Source organism: Streptomyces sp. NPDC036815 (assembly GCF_055609205.1).
The window spans coordinates 1,289,514-1,309,945 of the sequence record NZ_JBVJPW010000001.1; the positions used below are offsets into that span (position 1 = coordinate 1,289,514).

The window sequence follows — 20,432 nt, forward strand, 5'->3', positions numbered from 1 at the left end:
ACGGCGCTCACGAGGGCGCGCCGGGCGCGATGAACGGCAGCCCGGCCGGCGCGCCGTTCTCGATCAGGCCCAACAGGCCGTCCGTGTCCGCGTGTTCTTCGATCAGGTCGCCGAGCAGGTCGAGCTGTTCCTCGCGCAGCGTCCCGAAGCTGGTGTCGGGTGCGGGGACGAAGCGGCGTCCGGCCGCGCGGGCGACCTCGGTGAGGAACCGGCGCCGGAACGCGTCGCTCTCCAGCGACCCGTGCCAGTGCGTGCCCCACACCTCGCCGACCCGGCAGCCGTCCAGGAAGGGTTCGCCGCCCGCCACCTCGGCGACGCCGTGGTGGATCTCGTACCCCTCGACGGGCTCGCCGAGGGCCTCGCCCACCGGCCGGGCGAGGGTCTTCTCGCGGGCGAACCGCACCCGCACCGGCAGCAGCCCGAGCCCGTCGACGGACCCGGCCCGCGACTCCACCTCGTCCTCGATGTGCTCGCCGAGGACCTGGAAGCCGCCGCAGATGCCCAGCACCGGCCTGCCCTCGGCGGCGCGGCGCGCGAGGGCGTCCGCGAGGCCGCGCTCGCGCAGCCACCGCAGGGCGCGCACGGTCCCGCGCGTGCCCGGTACGACCACGAGGTCGGCGTCGACGAGTTCCTCGGCCCGGTCCACGAACCGCACGACGACGCCCGGCTCCGCGGCCAGTGCGTCCACGTCGGTGAAGTTGGACATCAGCGGCACCGCGCACACGGCGACCCGCAGCACGTCCTCGCCGACCGGCGGGGCCACCACGGACTCCCGGACGGCGCCCCGCAGGGACACCCGCAGGCCGTCCTCCTCGTCGATGCCCAGCCCGTGCTGGAACGGCAGCACACCGAACGTGCGCCGCCCGGTGAGCCCGTGCAGCATGTCGAGCCCGGGTTCGAGCAGGGAGACGTCGCCCCGGAACTTGTTCACCAGGTAGCCCGCGACGAGTTCCTGGTCGGCCGCGCTCAGCAGCGCCGTCGTCCCGAAGAACGACGCGAACACCCCGCCCCGGTCGATGTCCCCGACCACCAGTACGGGGAAGCGGGCGGCGCGCGCGATGCCCATGTTCACGATGTCGGTGCGCCGCAGGTTGATCTCGGCGGGACTGCCCGCGCCCTCACAGATCACGGCGTCATACGTGCCCCGGAGCTCCTCCAGGCATCCCACGACCGTGTCGAGCAACTGCGCCTGCCGCCCCCCGTGGTAGCCACGGGCGCTCATCTCGCCCACGGGCCTGCCCATCAGCACGACCTGGCTCGAGCGGTCACCGCCGGGCTTGAGTAGTACGGGGTTCATCAGCGCGCTGGGCTCGACGCGGGCGGCCTGGGCCTGCATGGCCTGGGCCCGGCCGATCTCCGCCCCCTCACGGGTGACGAAGGAGTTGAGGGACATGTTCTGCGCCTTGAACGGCGCGACGGACACCCCTTTGCGGGTCAGCCACCGGCAGATGCCGGCGGTGACGACGCTCTTCCCCGCGTCCGAGGTGGTCCCGGCGACCAGCAGTCCACCGCTCATGCTTTCCCTCTCCTCGACCTTGCCGACCGCAGCACCCAGCGGGCACCCACCACGACCCCGAGGGCGAGCAGGCCGACCCGGCGGGACAGCTCGGCGGCCCGCTCGATGTCCGCCGCCTCGACGTCGCGTCCCGCCGCGTTCAGAACGGGCCGGTGCTCGACCCGGCCCCCGTACGAGAGCGTTCCCCCGAGCCGCACGCCCAGCGCCCCGGCGAAGGCCGCCTCGACGGGCCCGGCGTTCGGGCTCGGGTGCGCGGCCGCGTCGGCGCGCCACGCCCGTACCGCCCCCGAGGGCGAGTCACCGGCCAGCGCCGCGAGCCCCGCGGTGAGCCGCGCGCCCGGCCAGCCGAAGACGTCGTCGAGGCGGGCGGACGCCCAGCCGTAGCGCCGGTACCGGGGCGACTTGTGGCCCACCATCGCGTCCAGCGTGTTGACGGCCCGGAACCCGACGAACCCGGGGACGCCGCCCAGGGCGCCCCACACGAGCGCGCCGACGACCGCGTCGGAGGTGTTCTCGGCGACGGACTCCACGACGGCCCGGGCGATGCCGTCGGCGTCGAGCGCCTGCGGGTCCCGTCCGCACAGGTGCGGCAGCCGCTCCCGCGCGACCTCGATGTCCCCGGCCTCCAGCGCCCCGCCGATGGCCCGCGCCTCCCGCGTCAGCGACGTACCGCCGACGACGGCCCAGGTGGCGGCGGCGGTCAGCGCGACGGACCCGGCCCGGGAGCGGCGTACGAGAGCGGTGGCGAGGGCGGCGGCACCCGCCGCGCCCCCGGCGCACACCACGGCGTGCAGCACACCCCAGCCTCGGTGGTCGCGCCACAGCATCCGCTCGACGGCGCCCGCGGCACGGCCGAACGCGGCGACCGGATGGCCCCGGCGGGGATCGCCGAGCAGCAGGTCACCGAGGAGGCCGGCGGCGGCGCCGTACGCGAAGTCGCGATCGGCACTCATGCGCTCAGCCCGCCGCTGCGCTGAGGAGACGGCTCGTACTCAAGAGAAGGGGCGGCACCGGGCGGCCGAGCATGGCGATATGTCCTCACTCAGGGTGTCCGCGCCCTGGTTCGACGTGATCGGCGGCGAGAGTTCCTGGCTCGCGGGGAATGGCTCCCCGGTGACAGTGGCGGGACCGCGCCGGATTCGCACCGGCTTCCTCTTCTGCCGCCGTAGTTGGCCCGGGCAGTCCACCACGGCCCGCGAAGGCCCGTCAACTCGCTGTTGACCTGCGGCGGGAGAGTGTGTTGGGGCCCACACGGGCGGCCCGCGCGCGGGGCCCGCACGCGAGGTCCTGACATGCGCGTGGGGCGCGGAGCGTCCGTACGCTCCGCGCCCCACGCGGGACGGCTGCCGTCAGGCGACGATCAGGAAGATCCCGTACGCCACCGCCGCCGCGCACAGGGCGAAGCAGGCGTACGCGCCGGTGCGGGCGAGGGGGGCGGCGCCACCGGTGGAGGCGGCCGCCGTCTGCTGCTTGGAGAGGCCGACGATGCCGAGGGTGAAGAGGCCCACCAGGGCCACGGTCACCGCGAGACTGACTCCGAAGACGGAGCCGAGAGCTGCCCAGTCGATGCTCATGCTGGTCTGTCCTTACACGGTCGCGGGCCGGGCGGGGTCCGCCATGGCGCCGGTCGTGGTGGTGGTCGGAGCCGTGACGGTGGCCTTGACGGACGCGTCCGACGCGACGGAAGAGGCCATCGCGCCCACGGGGGGCGGCGTGACGGCGGCGATCGCGGTGGTCACCACGCCCGCGGGCTCGGTGGTCGCGGTGTCGTCGGTGCGGATCTCGTCATCCGTGACGTTGGTGTGGTCGACGGCGTTGCGCCGGGAGAGCGTCCAGATCACGCCCGATCCGGCGATCAGGAGCGCCGCGGTGGCCGTGATGCCCCAGGGGCCCTGCTTGGTGAGGAACTCGGCGCCCGCGCCGACCAGACCCGCGGCCGGCAGGGTCAGGCCCCACGCGACGAACATCCGGGTGGCGGTCGACCAGCGGACGACGCCGCCCTTGCGGCCGAGGCCCGCGCCCATCACGGCGCCCGAGCAGACCTGGGTGGTGGAGAGCGAGAAGCCGATGTGGGAGGAGGCGAGGATCGCGGTCGCGGCGCTGGTCTGGGCAGCGAAGCCCTGCTGCGGCGCGAGGTCGGTCAGGCCCTTGCCCATGGTGCGGATGATGCGCCAGCCACCGAGGTAGGTGCCGAGCGCGATGGCGATGCCGGCCGAGACGATGACCCACATCGGGGGGTTGGCGCCGGGGTTCAGGACGCCGCCCGTGATCAGGGCGAGCGTGATGATGCCCATGGTCTTCTGCGCGTCGTTCGTGCCGTGGGCCAGGGAGACGAGTCCGGCGGAGGCGATCTGGCCTGCGCGGTAGCCCTTGGCGGTGGCCTTCTGGTCCGTGGTGCGGCCGATGCGGTACGTCAGGCGCGTGGCCAGCGTCGCGGCGATGCCCGCGACCAGCGGAGCGGCGACGGCCGGGATCAGGATCTTGGTGACGACGGTGCCGCCGTTGATCGACGACCAGCCCATCGACATGACCGCGGCGCCGATGAGGCCGCCGAAGAGCGCGTGGGAGGAGCTGGAGGGCAGGCCCACCAGCCAGGTCAGGAGGTTCCAGAGGATCGCGCCGACGAGCGCGGCGAAAATGACCTCGGTCTTGAGGCCGTCCTCATTGACGATGCCGCCGGAGATCGTCTTGGCGACTTCGACGGAGAGGAAGGCGCCGACGAGGTTCAGCACGGCGGACATGGCCACCGCCGTCTTGGGCTTGAGAGCGCCGGTCGAGATGGTCGTCGCCATCGCGTTGGCAGTGTCGTGGAAACCGTTCGTGAAATCGAACACGAGAGCGGTGACGATCACGATCCCGAGGAGAAGCGTGATGTGTTCCATTTACCCAGGCTTCTGTTGGACGTCAGTGGCATGTGGAACGTAGGCAACCCGGGTGAACGGAAAGTGAACTGGGCCGGGCGGTGCGGTGACCCGAAGCGGAGTGCCCTTGCTCCGTATTGAGCTGATCTCTGATCCTGATCGTACGGAGCGGTGGCGGGAGCCCCGCAAACGGGGCGGAGTGTCGGGTTCCGCCATCCGGCGGCGGCCCGCCGCGCACCCCTCGGACCGGCGCACGAACTCGGCGGGGAGATCCTGCTCACCCGGCGGCCCGCCGCCGTAACCGGAATCCCCCCGAGGACCGCCCCGACGCCCTCGGCTCTACGGTGCGGGGCCACCGGCTGGCAGGATCACCGCATGACTGAGCAGCGGCAGGGGCAAGGACGGCAGGCGGACGGGGACGCGCTCGGGCGGGCCTGGGCCGAGCTGGTCGGGACGGCCCGCAGGACGGTGACGGACGGCCTGGTCGTCGGCACCTCGGGCAACGTCTCCCTACGCGTCGGCGACACCGTCCTGGTCACCCCGAGCGGCGTCCCGTACGACAGGCTGCGCCCCGAGGACGTGCTCGGCGTCGACCTCGACGGCCGCCGGGTCCTCGGCGGCCTCACCCCCACCAGCGAACTGCCCATGCACCTCGCGATCTACCGCGCCACCCGCGCGCGGGCGGTCGTCCACACCCACGCCGTGCACGCCACGGCCGTCTCCCTGCTGGTCACGGAGCTCCCCGCCGTGCACTACATGACCGCCGCCCTCGGCGGCCCGGTCCGGGTCGCCCCGTACGCGCTGTACGGCACCGAGGAGTTGGCCGGGAACATGCTCCACGCCCTGCGCGACCGCACCGGATGCCTCCTCCAGAACCACGGCACGGTCACCTACGGGGACAGCCTCGACCAGGCCTTCGACCGCACGGCCCAGCTGGAGTGGATGTCCCGCCTCTGGCTCACCGCCGCAGCGGTTCCCGGCCACACCCCGGCGCTCCTGTCCCCGGACCGGCTGCACGAGGCGGCGGAGAAACTGCGGGGCTACGGCCAATCGGCCACCTGAGCCACGACTCACCCCACGGGTACCGCCCACTGGCCTCCGGGGCCTCGCCCCCGGACACTGGGACGGTGCGCCCAGCCAAAGCGACGGCAGCGGCCGTCACCGCAGTAACAGCCGCCCTAGGAACAGCCGCAGCCGCGATCGCGGCGGGCCGGTTCGCCAGCGACGCCGCCCTCAGGGCGCCCGCGGGCCGCCCCCTGCCGACCGAACCACGCCTGACCGTGCACGCCACGGCCGCGGGGCAGATCAGCCTGACCCGCGCCCTGGCGAGCCGCCGCCCCGGCACGTACGGCCTGAGCGGCAACGGCACCCACGCGATCGTCGGACCCGTCCTGGAGTCCGCCCCGCACGAGGCCGACACGGTCGTACGCCGCCTCGAAGCCGTCACCCACGGCTCCCTGGACCCCGGCGCCCGCGTCTGGCTCACCCCGCAGGTCCACACCGGGGACCCCCGCTCCGCCCTCGGCATCGACCACACCGACGTCGACATCCCCGGCGAGCTCGGCACGCTGCCCGCCTGGTTCGTGCCGGGCTCCCGCGACACCTGGGTCATCACCGTGCACGGCCTGGGCACGACCCGCGAACACCCCATGGTCGTCATGGACTTCCTGCGCCGCCTGCAAGTGCCGGTCCTCGACCTCGCCTACCGCGGCGACCCGGGCGCGCCCCGCTCCCCGGACGGCCTCGGCCACCTCGGCGAGTCGGAGTGGCGCGACCTGGACGCCGCCCTGCGCCACGCCGTGCGCGAGGGCGCCGAGCGCGTCGTCCTGCACGGCTGGTCCACCGGCGCCGCCATGTGCCTGCACGCCGCGGCGCACTCCGCGCTGCGCGACCGGATCAGCGGACTCGTCCTCGACTCCCCGGTCCTCAACTGGGAGACCACCCTGCGCGCCCTCGCCGGCGCCCGCCGCACCCCCGGACCGCTCCTTCCGCTTGCGGTCCGTGCGGCACAGGGGCGCACGGGACTGCGCGGCGACCGGATCCTGGCGGCCGCGGGCCCCGGCGTCCTGCGGGTCCCCACCCTGCTCGTACACGGTCCCGACGACGCCGTCGCGCCCTGGGGCCTCTCCCGGCAACTGGCTGCTCAGCGCCCGGACCTCGTCACCCTGCACCCCGTGCAGGACGCGCCGCACGGTGCCATGTGGAACGCCGACCCGCAGGGCTACGAAGAGGTGCTGCGCCGCTTCCTCACCCCCCTGCTGTGACCCTTCGCACGTCCGCCCGCCCGCCGCGCCCGGCCCCGGCGCGCGGCGGGTGAACGCCCCACGTCCCCATTCCGTTTGGGTTTTCGGACCGTCAACAGGAAGACTGTTCCCGTGACGTCCCGTACCCCGCGCGACTCCAGGCTCCGACTTGTCCGTGCGCCCCACCAGAGGGCCGAAGAGCGAGGAGAAGCCCGGCGCGACGCGACACGCCCCCTCTCAGCCACCCCCGGCGCGATGAGCAACCGCCGCACGCGCCGTCCCGCGCCCCGGCCGCCCGAGGGCACACCCGCCCCCTCGGAGCTGGCCCGCGCCGCGCGCGCCGGCCTCGCCGACGCCGTACGGGTCGCCCGCTGGGCCGACGACGCCCTGCGCCCCGGCCCCGGCCGCCGCACCGAAGGCTCGCCCGACGGCAAGGGCACGCTCTCCGACGCCACCGCCGAACGGGCCGCCGCCGAGCTGGGCCTGACCCCCGCTCAGGTCCGCGCCGACTGGGACACCGCACGCCTCGCGGGCCTCGTCGAGGTGCACGGCGACAGCGCGCGGCCCGGCTGGCGGCTGCGCGCCTGGGACCGCGACGACACCGCCGTGCTGCGCGGCTGGGTCGCCCTGTTCGACGCCTGGTCGCTGGCCCACCCGGCGCCGGACGCCCTCGCCCCCGCGGCGGTCGCCGAGGTCGTCGAGGCCATGCCGCAGGTGCTCTCCCTGCTGCAGCTGTCGGCGGGCCCCGTACCCGTGCCGCAGTTGCTCGACCTCCTGGACCAGCGCGTCACGGAACTGCGCACCGAGCGCTGCGAGATCCCCTACGGACCCCAGCCCGAGCCCGCCGTCCCGGCCGGCTGCCCCGAGGACGCCCCGCTCCCCGCCCTCCTCGACTGGGCCCTGCACGGACTCGCCGCCGTCGGCGCGCTGACCTGCGCCGACGGGCAGGCCGTACTCACCCCGCTCGGCAGCTGGGCGGTCTGGGTCAAGCTGGAGCAGATCTGCGTCGCCGCCCAGAGCCCCGCCGGGCACATCGAGCAGTCCGCCGAGGACATGCTCCGCGGCTGCGCCCGCCTGCGCCCCAACGCGGCCCGCGCCGAATACCGCGCCTGGCTCGCCGCCCGCACCGTCTCCAGCGCCGTCACCGAACTCCTCACCGCCGCCCGCGGCGAGGACGCGCTCCTGCGCGGCCTGGCCTTCGAGGCCCTGCGGGTGGTCGGCGCACCGGCCGAGGCGGAGGTCAGGGCCGTCGTCGACGAGGCCTCGCTGCGCCCCTACGCCCTGCTGTGGCTCGCCGAGCAGGAGGGCGCCGACCCCGAGGACGTCCACCTCGTGCTGACCCGCGAGGAGTCCACCTGGCTGTGGATCGACACCGCGGCGGCCGTCGCGGACCACGGCGAGACCCAGCTCCTCGTGCGCCACCTGGAGTCGGCGGTCCAGCCCACCGTGCCCGCCCTCCTCGACGAGGTGCGCCGCGCCGGACACCCCCGCACCGTCCAGGTCCTGGTCGCCCTGGCCGCGGCCCACCCCGACCCGGCCCTCGCCAAGGCGGTGCGCCGCGCGGCCTTCCAGGTCCACACCGGCGGCGAGTGAGAGCCGCGAGGACCGGCTCTCAGCCTCGGCGGAACGTGTCGCACTGCCCCATGTCGCCGGTGCGGTAGCCCTGGTAGAACCACTGCTGGCGCTGCTCGGCCGAGCCGTGGGTCCAGGACTCCGGGGTGACCCGGCCCTGGAACTTCTCCTGGATCCGGTCGTCGCCCACCGCGGCCGCCGCGTCCAGGCCGTCGCGGATGTCGTTGTCGTCGAGGCTGCTGATCAGCGGCTTGCCCGTGCGCTCGTCCGGGCTGCGGGTCGCGTGCCGCGCCCAGACCCCGGCGTAGCAGTCGGCCTGCAGCTCGACCTTCACGGCGTTGCTGTCGCGCCCGGTGCGCCCGTCCTGGGAGCGCTGCAGGGTGCCCATCAGGTTCTGCACGTGGTGCCCGTACTCGTGGGCCACCACGTACGCCTGCGCGAAGGGGCCGCCAGTGGAGCCGAACTTGGTCCGCAGATCGTCGAAGAAGCCCAGGTCGAGGTAGACCTTCCGGTCGCCGGGGCAGTAGAAGGGGCCGACCGCCGAGGTGGCCGTGCCGCAGGCGGTGCCCACGCGGCTGGTGAACAGCACGGTCGGCGCCGAGGAGTACGCGCCCCGCCTGCGCTGGAACTCCGGGCGCCAGTAGTCCTGGACGCTGTTGACCACCGCCACGATGCGGCAGTCCTCCTTGCTGTTCGCGTCGCGCCCCGTGCGGCAGCTCTGCTGGACCTCCGCGAGGGACGACGACGTGGCCGAGGGCTCGTCGTTGCCGGAGGAGAGGCCCAGCTGGTCGGGGCCCACCCCGAAGAAGAGCCCCAGGAGCAGCGCGATCAGACCGGCGATGCCGCCGCCCACGGTCGCGCGGCCGCCGGGGATCCGACTGCCGCGCACGTCCTGCACCTCCGAGGTGTCCAGGTCCGCGTCGTCGTCGAACTGCATGGGCGCACCCCTCTGCCGCGCATCCGGAACGACCCGCGTCGCCCCGCACCGGGCTACCGGCCACTTCATCCTGGTACGAGCTCCGCCGCCGGGCCCCGGACGGAGGTCCGAACGGGGGACGCGCACCGCCCGGCGCCGTGTCGCCCCGCGCCACGGCGGCCCGCCGGGACCCCCGCCGCTACGCTCTGCGCCTGATCCGTGGGCAGTGGGTACCGAAGGGGGGCGTCATGTCCGCTCTGCCGCTCGACTCGACCGGCCCGCCGCACGAGGCACCCGTCCCGTGGTCCGCCCCGGCCCGCCGCGGCACCCGTATCGCCCTGCCCGTGGCGCTCGCCCTGCTCGCGCTGCCGCTCATCACCGCCGCCCACCACTCGCGGCCCGCCCCCTACGGAGACCGCCTCACGGTCCACGCGCGCGTGGCCGCCCCCGCCGCCGACCCCGCACTGCGCACGAAGGGCTCGGCCGTCGAGGCGTACGACACGCGAAGCGGCCGCCCCCACTGGACGTACACCCGCCAGGGCCGTCGTCCCGTCGCGCTCCTGCCCGCGCCGGGGCACGCGCTCGCGCTCTGGAGCGACGGCCTGGTCACCGACACCGCGCGCGGCGACGGCGGCTCCGTGCGCTGGCACCGGGCCGTCCCCGAGAGCGCCGCCTGGCTGCGCACCCCGGCCGCGCGCGGCGGCGCCGGGGTCCTGCAGCCGCTCGCCCCCGACGCCCGCATGCTGGCCGTCGTCACCCCGCAGCGCATCGCCGCCTACCGCACCGCGGACGGCGATCTGCGCTGGGTGCTGCCCGCGCGCTCCGGCTGCGCCTTCGAACCCGCGCGCTCCGTGCGCAGGGGCGGGGCCCTGCTGATCGCCCAGCCCTGCGCGGGCGCCACCGCGTCCTGGACGGCGCAGGTCATCGCGGTGGACGACTACGGAAGAATCGTTCCGGGGCGCACTCCGCTGGGCAACGGGGACGCCGGGCCCGGCCCCGAAGGCGGCGGCGGCCCGGAAAAGTAGTTGCGACGGCCCGTTAGACTGGCTGCCATGGCAGCACCTCTCCTCAGTTGGACGGCATAGACACCGGTTCCTGAGCACCTCAGTCGTCCCTCCCGCCGTCCACTCTGTTTCAGGAGAACCCCGTGATCACCGCTTCCGGCATCGAGCTGCGCGCCGGCGCCCGCATCCTCATCGAGAACGCCACCTTCCGCATCGCGAAGGGTGACCGCATCGGCCTCGTCGGCCGCAACGGGGCGGGCAAGACCACCCTCACCAAGTGTCTGGCCGGTGAGGGCATCCCCGCCGGCGGCACGATCTCCCGCTCCGGAGAGGTCGGCTACCTCCCGCAGGACCCCCGCACCGGCGACCTCGACGTCCTGGCGCGGGACCGCATCCTCTCCGCGCGCGGACTCGACACCCTGATCCGCAAGATGCGCGAGAACGAACAGCGCATCGCGAGCGGCTCGGGCGCGACCCGCGAGAAGGCCCTCAAGCAGTACGAGCGCCAGGAGACGGAGTTCCTCACCAAGGGCGGGTACGCCGCCGAGGCCGAGGCCGCCACCATCGCCGCCGCGCTCAACCTCCCCGACCGCGTGCTCGGCCAGCCCCTGCACACGCTCTCCGGTGGTCAGCGCCGCCGCATCGAGCTGGCCCGCATCCTCTTCTCGGACGCCGACACGCTCCTCCTCGACGAGCCGACCAACCACCTCGACGCCGACTCGATCGTCTGGCTGCGCGACTACCTGAAGACGTACCGCGGCGGCTTCATCGTGATCTCCCACGACGTCGACCTGGTCGAGACGGTCGTCAACAAGGTCTTCTACCTGGACGCCAACCGCGCCCAGATCGACGTCTACAACATGGGCTGGAAGCTCTACCAGCAGCAGCGCGAGTCCGACGAGAAGCGCCGCAAGCGCGAGCGCCAGAACGCCGAGAAGAAGGCCGCGACGCTCCACTCGCAGGCCGACAAGATGCGCGCCAAGGCCACCAAGACCGTCGCCGCGCAGAACATGGCCAAGCGCGCCGACAAGCTCCTCGCGGGCCTGGAGGCGGTGCGCCAGAACGACAAGGTCGCCAAGCTGCGCTTCCCCGAGCCCTCGCCGTGCGGCAAGACGCCGCTGATGGCCGAGGGCCTGTCGAAGTCGTACGGCTCGCTGGAGATCTTCACCGACGTCGACCTCGCCATCGACAAGGGTTCGCGCGTCGTCATCCTCGGCCTCAACGGCGCGGGCAAGACCACCCTCCTGCGGCTCCTCGGCGGCGCGGAGAAGCCCGACACCGGGCAGGTCATCGAGGGCCACGGCCTCAAGCTCGGCTACTACGCGCAGGAGCACGAGACCCTCGACCCCGAGCGCACGGTCCTGGAGAACATGCGCTCGGCCGCCCCTGACCTCGACCTCGTCGAGGTGCGCAAGACGCTCGGCTCGTTCCTCTTCTCCGGGGACGACGTCGACAAGCCGGCGGGCGTGCTCTCCGGCGGCGAGAAGACCCGGCTCGCGCTCGCGACCCTCGTCGTCTCGTCGGCCAACGTCCTCCTCCTCGACGAGCCCACCAACAACCTCGACCCGGCGAGCCGCGAGGAGATCCTCGGCGCGCTGCGCACCTACAAGGGCGCGGTCGTCCTCGTCACGCACGACGAGGGCGCCGTGGAGGCGCTCCAGCCGGAGCGGATCATCCTGCTGCCGGACGGCGTCGAGGACCTGTGGGGCCAGGACTACGCGGATCTGGTCGCCCTCGCCTGACCCCGGAGCAGCGGGACGCCCCGTGCCGAGGCGTCCACCGCGCTTGATCGAATGACTGATCCACTGGGTATGGATCATTCGGCCGATCGGTGATCCCTCATCTGTGTGAGCTCTCCTCGTACCGAGGTGTGTCATACACGGATTCTGGCGCTGACCTGCACACAGGTTTGCCTGATCATCCGGCACGCCCCTGACCTGCCGGTTCGCGGAAGCGGCCGGTCCACTGATCGAAATTCGGCACGCGGAATTCTTAATTCCGCTCGTGTCCGCCGCTTATGGCACGGCAAACCTCGTCGTATGGACCTTGTCGAATGGGTGGCCAGGAAGCCCGCAAGGGGTGATCATGAGAAGTCCAGAGCGCACTTCCCATGAGGAGGCACGGGTGGCCGAGACTCTGAAGAAGGGCAGCCGGGTAACCGGCGCCGCGCGCGACAAGCTCGCGGCAGACCTGAAGAAGAAGTACGACGGTGGTGCGAGCATCCGGGCGTTGGCCGAGGAGACCGGCCGCAGCTACGGGTTCGTCCACCGCATGCTCAGCGAATCCGGCGTCACGCTGCGGGGACGCGGCGGGGCGACGCGAGGCAAGAAGGCCGCCGCCGGCTGACGGCGGGCGGCACGCGGTACCAGTGGTCCGATGGTGACCACCCGGTAGGTCGGCCGACCGACCGGGTGGTTACTGTGCAGTCACTTACGGGCGCTCCTGTGCGTCCGCCCGACCGCACCCCATCGGAGGCACCCATGGCTTCGTCCGACAGCGAGCTCGCACCGGTTCTCGACAAGGACGGCGTACGCCTCACCATCGACGAGGCCGTCGCCACGGTGACGCTGACCAATCCGGCCAAGCGCAACGCCCAATCTCCCGCGCTGTGGAGGGCGTTGACGGAGGCAGGTCAGCTGCTGCCGGGCAGTGTCCGCGTCGTGGTGCTGCGCGGTGAGGGCAAGTCCTTCTCCGCGGGCCTCGACCGGCAGGCGTTCACGCCCGAGGGCTTCGACGGCGAGCCGTCCTTCATCGATCTGGCACGCGGTGAGGACGGCCTCCTCGACGCCACGATCACCGAGTACCAAGAGGCGTTCACCTGGTGGCGGCGGAGCGACATCGTGTCCATCGCCGCCGTCCAGGGCCACGCCATCGGCGCCGGCTTCCAGCTCGCGCTCGCCTGTGATCTGCGGATCGCGGCGGACGACGTGCAGTTCGCCATGCGCGAGACCAGCCTGGGCCTGGTCCCCGACCTCACGGGCACGCATCCGCTGGTGGGGCTCGTCGGCTATGCCCGCGCGCTGGAGATCTGCGCCACCGGCCGCTTCGTCCACGCGGACGAGGCCGAGCGGACGGGCCTCGCCAACCTCGTCGTACCCGTGGACCAGCTCGACGCGACCGCCAAGGACCTGGCCGCCGCGCTCATCGCCGCGCCGCGCGACGCGGTCATCGAGACCAAGGCGCTGCTGCAGGGCGCCGCGGGGCGCACCTACGAGGAGCAGCGCGTCGCCGAGCGCGCCGCCCAGGGCCGCCGTCTGCGCGACCTCGCGGGCCTCGGCGACTGAGGTACGGACCACGCCGCTGACGACGACGGACCGCTTCAGGCCCCGCCCACCCCGGTGACGAGCACGGCCACCGTCGGGTGGTCGGGCAGGGCGGCGCCGACCGCCGCGCGCACCGCGAGCGCCACGTCCAGCGGGCGGTGCCCGCGGTCCGTCGCGAGCTCCACGCGCGCGTGGCGGCGCGGCAGTGCGCCCGTCGCCGGGCGCTCCTCGATGTGGACCGCCCGCCCGAGCACGCCGGTCAGCCGGGCCACGCCGGGCACGGACAGGACGGCCCGCCCGACGCGCGCCGCGTCTTCGTCGCCCGCGTCGTCGCCCGGCCCTGCGTCCGGCCCCTCGCTCGTCCCGCCGTCCGGTCCGCCACCCGTCTCGCCACCCGTGCCGTCGCCCGTGGCGTCCTCGGCGGGCGGCTTCGGGGCGTCGGCGCCCTCGTCGAGCAGGGCCGTCACCTTCAGATCCACCGCCTCGGTCACCAGGCCGAGCCGGTCCGCCGCTCCGGTCAGCGCGGCACGCAGCCGGTCCGCCGCCGCGGGCAGCGGACCGGTCGCCGCGGCCGCGAACTCCGCGGTGATCCGCAGCGGCCCCGGCGCCAGCGCGCTCGGCGGCGCCGGTACCGCCGCCACGTACACCCGGTCCGGCCGGGCCGACGCGATGCGGACGGTGCCCAGGCGCACGCCGACGACCCCGTCAGCCATCTGGCGCAACGCGGCGTTCACCGCCGATTCCGTCACCCAGGCGCCGTCCTGCGCGCCGCCCAGCGGCAGCACCCGGCCGAGCCCCAGCTGTCGTCGTACCGCCTGGGTCCATCCCTCGCCCGTCATGGCTTCAGCCTGCCCCATCCCGGGCGCGCGAGCGCGGGGCCGCGCTTAATGTGGGCGCAGAAGCAGCCTCATTCGACGGAGCAGATCCCCCTGTCGAAAGGAACGGGACGGCGATGACCGACACCGGACAGCGCAAGGCGTCTCAGACGCTGGAGAAGAACTCCCCCGACGAGAGCGCGGCGAAGTCCGCGCCGGGACGGGGCGGCGGTGATCCCGCGAGCCGGGGCCGCACCACCATCGCGGACGGCGTCGTCGAGAAGATCGCCGGGCTCGCCGCACGCGACGTCGAGGGCGTGCACGCCATGGGCGGCGGCCTCGCACGGACCTTCGGGGCCGTGCGCGACCGGGTCCCCGGCGGCTCGAAGTCCGTCTCGCGCGGCGTGAAGGCCGAGGTCGGCGAGGTACAGACCGCCCTCGACCTGGAGATCGTCGTCGAGTACGGCGTATCGATCGCGGACGTCGCGCAGGACGTACGCGAGAACGTGATCACGGCCGTCGAGCGCATGACCGGGCTCGAGGTCGTCGAGGTCAACATCGCCGTCAGCGATGTGAAACTGCCGGACGAGGACGACGACGAGCCCCAGGGACGCCTTCAGTAGGACGTACCGCTGACGTACCGCTAAGGAGCGCACGATGAGCATGGCCGTGATCGGCATGGTGGCCGGAATGGCCCTCGGGTTCGCCGGATACTTCGGCGGATTCGGGGCGTTCCTGCTGGTGGCCGCCTTGGGCGCCATCGGTTTCGTGGCCGGCAGGTTCCTCGAGGGGGACCTGGAGCCCGGCGACTTCTTCCGCGGCCGCGGCGACCGGGGGCGGTGAGAGGTGGCGGAACAGGTCGCACCGGGCGAGCGCGGCGCGACCCGGATCGCCGACCGGGTCGTCGCGAAGATCGCCGCGCAGGCGGCCCGCGAGGCGGTGGACGCGGTTCCGCCCGACGGCCCGCCGCCGCGCGCCACGGTCTCCGTCCGCCATGAGGCGGCCCGCGTCCGGGTCAGCCTCGAACTGGACTACCCCTGCGACATCGGCGGTCAGTGCGGCGCGGTGCGTCGCCACGTCGCCGAGCGGGTAAAGGCGTTGGCGGGGATGGACGTGCCGGAGGTGGCCGTCCAGGTGGAGCGGCTGCACTCGGCGCAGGTACGCGCCGCGGCACAGGGGAGGATCCGATGAGTGAACCCCAGGGCGGCGCCACCCGACCGCTGCCGGTCGTCGAGCAGGCCGGGAGTGACCTCGACCAGTCGGCCTCCGCCTCCGCCTACCAGCCGCTGCCCACGCTCCCCGAGGGGGAGAAGGCCCGCCGCTTCTGGTCGGCCCGCCGGGTGCCCGCGGCCGTCCTCGCGCTCCTCGTGCTCGGCGGCTGCGGGCTGCTCCTGTACGACGTCGTCGCGGTCCGGGCCGACCATCCGGCGATGCGGTGGCGGCGCGAACTGGCCCGCCAGCTCGGCGAGCGGCCCCTCGACGACACCACCGTGCTCGTCGGCGCCGCTGTGGCGACCCTCGCCGGACTCTGGCTCCTGGTGCTCGCGGTGACGCCCGGACAGCGTGCCGTCCTGCCGATGCGACGCACGCACTCCGACGTGCGCGCGGGTCTGTACCGGGGCGCGGCCGCCATGGTCCTGCGCGACCGGGCCATGGACGTGCCGGGCGTGCAGTCGGTGCGGGTCCGCATGAAGCGTTCCAAGGTGGACGTGCACGCCGTGTCGCACTTCCGCGAACTCGACGACGTACGCCGCGACCTGGACACCACACTCACCGACGGCATCCACGAACTGGGCCTCGCGCGGGCCCCCGGCCTCTCCGTCCACGTCGCCCGGCCCGGCAGGAAGGGGTGAGCGCGATGCCGCGCACCGTCAACCGCGTGGTCCTCGCCCTCGCCGGGCTCGTACTGCTCGTCCTCGGGGGCTCCGTGCTCGCGGTGGGCCTCGGCGCGTCCCCGCCCTCGTGGTGGATCCACGACGGGCGGCACGACGTGCTGGTCAGCGCCGCCGACCGGGCGCGTTGGCGGGACGAGGACTGGTTCTGGCCCACGGTCATCGCCGTCCTCGCGGTGGTCGTCCTGCTCGCGCTCTGGTGGCTCTCCGCCCAGCTGCGCAGGCGCCGTCTCGCCGAGGTCCTGGTGGAGACCGGGGACGGCGAGGGCGCGCTGCTGCGCGGCCGGGCCATGGAGAACGTACTGGCGGGCGAGGCCGAGGCGCTGGACGGCGTCGACCGCGCCCGGGTCGCCCTGACCGGGCGGCGCCGCACACCGAAGGCGCGCGTGGAGCTCGTCCTGGAACCCCACGCGACACCGTCCGACGCGCTGCACCGGCTCTCCGCCCAGGCCCTCGCGCACGCCCGTGACTCGGCGGGGCTCGCGAGCCTGCCGGCCACGGTGCGGCTGCGCGGGGTCAAGCACCGCGCCGAACGCGTGAGTTGAGCCACGCGGCCGAGACCGCGGCGGATTCCCGGCGCGGACTCTCTGCGCGGATCTCCGGCGCGGTCAGAAGCCGCTGCGCGATCCGCCGTCCACCGGCACCATGATGCCGGTCAGGTACGAGGCGGCGGGCGAGAGCAGGAACGCCGCCGTGCGGCCGAACTCCTCGGGAGTGCCGTAGCGGCGCAGCGGGATGCCCGCCTCGTTCGCGGCGCGGGTGGCCTCCGGGTCGGGGGAGAGACCGTCCAGCTGGCGCATGCGGTCGGTGGCGATCCGGCCGGGGAGCACGCCGAGGACACGGATGCCGCGCGGGCCGAGCTCGTCGGCGAGGGACTTGGCGAATCCGGCGAGGCCCGGGCGCAGGCCGTTCGAGATCGTCAGGCCCGCGATCGGCTCGTACACCGAACCCGAGAGCACGAAGCCGATGACGCCGCCCTCGCCGAGTTCGGCGGCCGCGGCGCGGGCGAGTCGCACGGCGCCGAGGAAGACCGACTCGAAGGCCGCCTGCCACTGCTCGTCGGTGTTGTCCGCGACGAAGCCCGGGGCGGGCCCGCCGACGCTGATCAGTACGCCGTCGAAGCGGCCGAAGCGCTCGCGGGCCGCGGCGACGAGCGTGGCCGCCGAGGCCGGGTCGGCGTTGTCGGCGGCGACGCCCACGGCCCGCTCGCCGAGCTCGGCGGCCGCCTCGGCGACGGTCTTCTCGTCGCGGCCCGTGATCACGACCTTCGCGCCGTCCGCGACCAGTTCGCGGGCGGTGGCGTTGCCCAGGCCGCGGGTGGCGCCGGTGACTACGTACACACGGTCCTTCAGTCCAAGATCCATGGCCCCTATCCTCCCGCGTCCTCCCCGAAGAGCGCGAGGGCGGTGTTGACCAGACCGATGTGGCTGAACGCCTGCGGGAAGTTGCCCAGCTGGAGGCCGGACGCGGGGTCGAACTCCTCGGCGAGCAGCCCCACGTCGTTGCGGAGCGAGAGGAGGCGGTCGAAGAGGTCGCGTGCCTCCTTGGTGCGGCCCGTCATGTGCAGGGCGTCCGCCAGCCAGAACGAGCAGACCAGGAAGACGCCCTCCTGGCCGGGCAGCCCGTCGATGGCGGTCTGGTCCGCGGTGTAGCGGCGCAGGAAGCCGTTGTGGCCGAGCTCGGCGTGGACCGCGTCGATGGTGCCGATGACGCGCGGGTCGTCGGGGGGCAGGAAGCCCACGCGCGGGATGAGGAGCAGCGAGGCGTCCAGTTCGGCGGAGCCGTAGGACTGCGTGAAGGTGTTGCGGGCCGGGTCGTAGCCGCGCTCGCAGACCTCCTGGTGGACCTCGTCGCGGAGCCGGCGCCAGCGGTCGACGTCGCCGCGCAGCTTCGGGTTCTCCTCCAGGGCGCGCACCGTGCGGTCGACGGCGACCCACACCATCACCTTCGAGTACACGAAGTGGCGGCGCGGGCCGCGCACCTCCCACAGCCCCTGGTCCGGTTCCCGCCACTTCTCGTGCAGGAATTCGAGCAGGGACAGCTGGAGGTGCCAGGCGTGGGGAGGCGTGTCGAGGCCCGAACGGTCCGCGAGGGCGAGGGAGTCGACGACCTCGCCGTACACGTCGAGCTGGAGCTGTTCGACGGCTTCGTTGCCGATGCGCACCGGGGCGGAGTCCGCGTAGCCGGGCAGCCAGGGGATCTCGTACTCGGGCAGGCGCCGCTCTCCGGAGAGGCCGTACACGATCTGCAGGTCGGCCGGGTCGCCCGCGACCGCGCGCAGCAGCCAGTCGCGCCACGCCTCGGCCTCCTCGGAGTAGCCGGCCGCGAGGAGTGCGCCCAGGGTGAGGGTGGAGTCGCGCAGCCAGCAGAAGCGGTAGTCCCAGTTGCGGACGCCGCCGGGCTCCTCGGGGAGCGAGGTGGTCGGGGCGGCCACGATGCCGCCCGTGGGGGCGTAGGTGAGGGCCTTGAGGGTGATGAGGGAGCGGACGACGGCGTCGCGGTGCGGGCCGTCGTAGTCGCAGCGCGCCGCCCAGGCCTGCCAGTCGGCCAGGCTGTCGCGCAGCGACTCGTACGGGTCGACGAGCGGTGGGCGCGGCTCGTGCGAGGGGTGCCAGGTGAGGACGAACGCGACCTTCTCGCCCTCCTCGACGGTGAACTCGGAGTGGGTGCCGAAGTCGTGGCCCCAGGTGTGCACGGCCGGTTCGCTGCGCAGCCACACGGAGTCGGGGCCCGCCACCGCGATGCGGTGGCCGTCCCTCTTGCGCATCCACGGCACGACCGAGCCGTAGTCGAAGCGGAGCCGCAGCGTGCTGCGCAGGGTGACGGTGCCCTTGAGGCCCTCGACGATGCGGATGACGTCGGGGGCGCGGTCGCGCTGCGGCATGAAGTCCGTGACGCGGACGGAGCCGTCCTCGGTGTCCCACTCCGTGTCCAGGACGAGGGAGTCGGGGCGGTAGGCGCGGCGGGTGCAGGCGCCCGCTCCCTCGGGGGCGAGGCGCCAGTGGCCGTTCTCCTCGTCGCCGAGCAGCGCGGCGAAGCAGGCGGGGGAGTCGAATCGGGGCAGGCAGAGCCAGTCCAGGGAGCCGTCCCTGCCGATCAGGGCGGTGGTCTGGTGGTCGCCGATGAGCGCGTAGTCCTCGATGGGGTGATGCACGGGGAACGGTTTCCCGGGAAGGGGCCCGGCCAATCCGGGCGGTGATCCGGTCCCGTGGCGGCCCCGCGGGGGTGCCGGGCGGCCGGTTCAGGCGCCGGCGGGCACGGCCTCGTCGGCGGTGGTCTGCGCGGCGGCCGCGCGGTCGCGCCGCTCCCTGCGCACGAGGATGACCCAGCCGATGGGCACGCCGGAGGCGAACAGCCACCACTGGACCGCGTACGCCATGTGCGGGCCGATGCCGCTGTGGTCGGGCTCGGCGATCAGCTGGGGCGAGTTGTCGGGCGGCTCGGGCGAGGTCTGCTCGACGTATCCGCCGAGGACCTGCTTGCCGAGGCTGTCGGCCTGCTGCCCGCTGCTGATCAGCATGATCTGACGGTCCGGCAGGCCGCGTACATTCTTGATGCCGCTGGCCGCGGAGGTCTCGTCGGCCTTCAGCCTGCCGGTGATGGTGACCTCGCCCCTGGGGGCGGCGGGGATCTTCGGGAAGGCGGTCTGCGGGCCGTCCGCGGGGATCCAGCCGCGGTTGACGAGCAGGACCTTGCCGTCGGCCAGGACGAACGGGGTCAGGACGTGGAAGCCGACCTCGTCGTCGGAGTTGGTGCGGCGGCGCACGACGACCTCGTGCTTCGTGTCGTACGTCCCCTTGGCGCTCACCCGGCGGTACAGGTCCGACTTGGGCACTTCGTGGCCGGGCGAGGTGATCTTCTCGGCGGGCACCGGGTCGGCGGCCAGCGCCTCGGTGACCCGCTGGTTCTGCGCGACGCGGTGCTCATGACGGTGCAGCTGCCAGAAGCCGAGCTCGACCATCACGGGGATGAGGACGAGGGCGATGAGGGTGAGGATCACCCACTGCCGGGACAACAGGAAGCGGTACACCCCACGACCGTACATCCAGGGTCGTGGGGTGCCGGGAGAGGGGTCGGGATGAGCGCGGGACCGGCCCGGACGGTGTCCGGCTCAGACGTTGTCGACGATGCCCACCATCCCCTCCGCGCGCGAGCAGTGGGCGCCGCAGTACCAGTGACCCTCCACCTCGACGCCCTGGCCGATGATGCGGCACCGGCAGTGCTCGCAGATGGGCGCCATGCGGTGGATGGCGCAGGAGAAGCAGTCGAAGACGTGCACCGCACCTTGTGCGTGCACCTCGAAGGACATGCCGTAGTCGTTTCCGCAGACCTCGCAACGTGCCATGCGCC

Annotated in this window: 22 protein-coding genes and 1 riboswitch; of the genes, 12 read left to right on the plus strand and 10 right to left on the minus strand. The window is 73.6% G+C overall.

Going from position 1 to position 20,432, the window contains the following annotated elements:
• Nucleotides 1–7 precede the first annotated feature (7 nt).
• The 4 genes from ACZ69I_RS05785 to ACZ69I_RS05800 form a co-directional block, all read right to left on the minus strand.
• Nucleotides 8–1,516, minus strand: a complete 1,509-nt coding sequence (locus ACZ69I_RS05785; RefSeq protein ID WP_470830588.1) for a cobyric acid synthase — start codon at nucleotides 1,514–1,516, stop codon at nucleotides 8–10.
• Nucleotides 1,513–2,469: a cobalamin biosynthesis protein gene (locus ACZ69I_RS05790; RefSeq protein WP_470830589.1), complete on the minus strand. Its 957-nt coding sequence runs from the start codon at nucleotides 2,467–2,469 to the stop codon at nucleotides 1,513–1,515. The genes ACZ69I_RS05785 and ACZ69I_RS05790 overlap by 4 nt, the downstream gene beginning before the upstream one ends.
• A 107-nt stretch (nucleotides 2,470–2,576) precedes the next feature.
• A riboswitch (cobalamin riboswitch) is annotated at nucleotides 2,577–2,722 on the minus strand.
• A gap of 143 nt (nucleotides 2,723–2,865) precedes the next feature.
• Nucleotides 2,866–3,090 (minus strand): hypothetical protein, encoded by a 225-nt coding sequence (locus ACZ69I_RS05795; RefSeq protein WP_467682005.1) that lies wholly within the window; start codon nucleotides 3,088–3,090, stop codon nucleotides 2,866–2,868.
• Nucleotides 3,091–3,102: 12 nt separating this feature from the next.
• The gene (locus tag ACZ69I_RS05800) at nucleotides 3,103–4,398 is read right to left on the minus strand and encodes an inorganic phosphate transporter (protein ID WP_470830590.1); all 1,296 of its coding nucleotides are present in this window, start codon (nucleotides 4,396–4,398) and stop codon (nucleotides 3,103–3,105) included.
• Between the two features lie 354 nt (nucleotides 4,399–4,752).
• Here ACZ69I_RS05800 and ACZ69I_RS05805 point away from each other — a divergent pair, with 354 nt between their 5' ends.
• The 3 genes from ACZ69I_RS05805 (at nucleotide 4,753) to ACZ69I_RS05815 (ending at nucleotide 8,213) form a co-directional block, all read left to right on the plus strand.
• The gene (locus tag ACZ69I_RS05805) at nucleotides 4,753–5,439 is read left to right on the plus strand and encodes a class II aldolase/adducin family protein (protein ID WP_470830591.1); all 687 of its coding nucleotides are present in this window, start codon (nucleotides 4,753–4,755) and stop codon (nucleotides 5,437–5,439) included.
• Between the two features lie 65 nt (nucleotides 5,440–5,504).
• Nucleotides 5,505–6,641 carry an alpha/beta hydrolase family protein gene (locus ACZ69I_RS05810; RefSeq protein ID WP_467681999.1) on the plus strand — a complete coding sequence of 379 codons (1,137 nt, stop codon included), beginning with the start codon at nucleotides 5,505–5,507 and terminating at the stop codon, nucleotides 6,639–6,641.
• Between the two features lie 111 nt (nucleotides 6,642–6,752).
• On the plus strand, nucleotides 6,753–8,213 hold the full coding sequence (locus tag ACZ69I_RS05815; protein WP_470830592.1) for a hypothetical protein: 1,461 nt from the start codon (nucleotides 6,753–6,755) through the stop codon (nucleotides 8,211–8,213).
• A 19-nt stretch (nucleotides 8,214–8,232) separates the two neighbouring features.
• On the opposite strand, the gene ypfJ is transcribed toward ACZ69I_RS05815, so the two are convergent.
• Nucleotides 8,233–9,129 carry a KPN_02809 family neutral zinc metallopeptidase gene (gene ypfJ / locus ACZ69I_RS05820; protein WP_467681995.1) on the minus strand — a complete coding sequence of 299 codons (897 nt, stop codon included), beginning with the start codon at nucleotides 9,127–9,129 and terminating at the stop codon, nucleotides 8,233–8,235.
• 227 nt (nucleotides 9,130–9,356) lie between these two features.
• On the opposite strand from ypfJ, the gene ACZ69I_RS05825 reads away from it, so the two are divergent.
• The 4 genes from ACZ69I_RS05825 (at nucleotide 9,357) to ACZ69I_RS05840 (ending at nucleotide 13,396) form a co-directional block, all read left to right on the plus strand.
• The gene (locus ACZ69I_RS05825; RefSeq protein ID WP_470830593.1) at nucleotides 9,357–10,133 is read left to right on the plus strand and encodes a PQQ-binding-like beta-propeller repeat protein; all 777 of its coding nucleotides are present in this window, start codon (nucleotides 9,357–9,359) and stop codon (nucleotides 10,131–10,133) included.
• 122 nt (nucleotides 10,134–10,255) lie between these two features.
• Nucleotides 10,256–11,854 (plus strand): ABC-F family ATP-binding cassette domain-containing protein, encoded by a 1,599-nt coding sequence (locus tag ACZ69I_RS05830; RefSeq protein WP_467681991.1) that lies wholly within the window; start codon nucleotides 10,256–10,258, stop codon nucleotides 11,852–11,854.
• Nucleotides 11,855–12,236: 382 nt separating this feature from the next.
• Nucleotides 12,237–12,458, plus strand: coding sequence for a helix-turn-helix domain-containing protein (locus tag ACZ69I_RS05835; protein ID WP_055550175.1), 222 nt, complete (start codon nucleotides 12,237–12,239; stop codon nucleotides 12,456–12,458).
• A gap of 134 nt (nucleotides 12,459–12,592) precedes the next feature.
• Nucleotides 12,593–13,396, plus strand: a complete 804-nt coding sequence (locus ACZ69I_RS05840) for an enoyl-CoA hydratase/isomerase family protein (RefSeq protein ID WP_467681989.1) — start codon at nucleotides 12,593–12,595, stop codon at nucleotides 13,394–13,396.
• A gap of 35 nt (nucleotides 13,397–13,431) precedes the next feature.
• On the opposite strand, the gene ACZ69I_RS05845 is transcribed toward ACZ69I_RS05840, so the two are convergent.
• A complete protein-coding gene (locus tag ACZ69I_RS05845; RefSeq protein ID WP_470830594.1) occupies nucleotides 13,432–14,214 on the minus strand; it encodes a nucleopolyhedrovirus P10 family protein in 783 nt (260 codons plus the stop codon).
• Between the two features lie 113 nt (nucleotides 14,215–14,327).
• Here ACZ69I_RS05845 and ACZ69I_RS05850 point away from each other — a divergent pair, with 113 nt between their 5' ends.
• From ACZ69I_RS05850 to amaP, 5 genes are read left to right on the plus strand one after another with little or no spacing between them, the layout of a single operon-like run.
• Complete coding sequence (locus ACZ69I_RS05850; RefSeq protein WP_467681985.1) at nucleotides 14,328–14,813, plus strand: Asp23/Gls24 family envelope stress response protein; 486 nt, start codon at nucleotides 14,328–14,330, stop codon at nucleotides 14,811–14,813.
• Between the two features lie 34 nt (nucleotides 14,814–14,847).
• Nucleotides 14,848–15,033 carry a hypothetical protein gene (locus tag ACZ69I_RS05855; protein WP_404756833.1) on the plus strand — a complete coding sequence of 62 codons (186 nt, stop codon included), beginning with the start codon at nucleotides 14,848–14,850 and terminating at the stop codon, nucleotides 15,031–15,033.
• Between the two features lie 3 nt (nucleotides 15,034–15,036).
• The gene (locus tag ACZ69I_RS05860) at nucleotides 15,037–15,381 is read left to right on the plus strand and encodes an Asp23/Gls24 family envelope stress response protein (protein WP_467681983.1); all 345 of its coding nucleotides are present in this window, start codon (nucleotides 15,037–15,039) and stop codon (nucleotides 15,379–15,381) included.
• Nucleotides 15,378–16,043 (plus strand): DUF6286 domain-containing protein, encoded by a 666-nt coding sequence (locus ACZ69I_RS05865; RefSeq protein ID WP_470830595.1) that lies wholly within the window; start codon nucleotides 15,378–15,380, stop codon nucleotides 16,041–16,043. The genes ACZ69I_RS05860 and ACZ69I_RS05865 overlap by 4 nt, the downstream gene beginning before the upstream one ends.
• A gap of 5 nt (nucleotides 16,044–16,048) precedes the next feature.
• Nucleotides 16,049–16,627, plus strand: coding sequence for an alkaline shock response membrane anchor protein AmaP (amaP, locus tag ACZ69I_RS05870; RefSeq protein ID WP_470830596.1), 579 nt, complete (start codon nucleotides 16,049–16,051; stop codon nucleotides 16,625–16,627).
• A gap of 63 nt (nucleotides 16,628–16,690) precedes the next feature.
• On the opposite strand, the gene ACZ69I_RS05875 is transcribed toward amaP, so the two are convergent.
• The 4 genes from ACZ69I_RS05875 to ACZ69I_RS05890 form a co-directional block, all read right to left on the minus strand.
• Nucleotides 16,691–17,446: an SDR family oxidoreductase gene (locus ACZ69I_RS05875; protein ID WP_470830597.1), complete on the minus strand. Its 756-nt coding sequence runs from the start codon at nucleotides 17,444–17,446 to the stop codon at nucleotides 16,691–16,693.
• 5 nt (nucleotides 17,447–17,451) lie between these two features.
• Nucleotides 17,452–19,236, minus strand: a complete 1,785-nt coding sequence (locus tag ACZ69I_RS05880) for a glycoside hydrolase family 15 protein (RefSeq protein WP_470830598.1) — start codon at nucleotides 19,234–19,236, stop codon at nucleotides 17,452–17,454.
• Between the two features lie 87 nt (nucleotides 19,237–19,323).
• Entirely contained in the window at nucleotides 19,324–20,112 is a 789-nt protein-coding gene (locus ACZ69I_RS05885) for an SURF1 family cytochrome oxidase biogenesis protein (RefSeq protein ID WP_470830599.1), read from the minus strand.
• A gap of 81 nt (nucleotides 20,113–20,193) precedes the next feature.
• Nucleotides 20,194–20,427 (minus strand): hypothetical protein, encoded by a 234-nt coding sequence (locus tag ACZ69I_RS05890; RefSeq protein ID WP_361727257.1) that lies wholly within the window; start codon nucleotides 20,425–20,427, stop codon nucleotides 20,194–20,196.
• Nucleotides 20,428–20,432 lie beyond the last annotated feature (5 nt).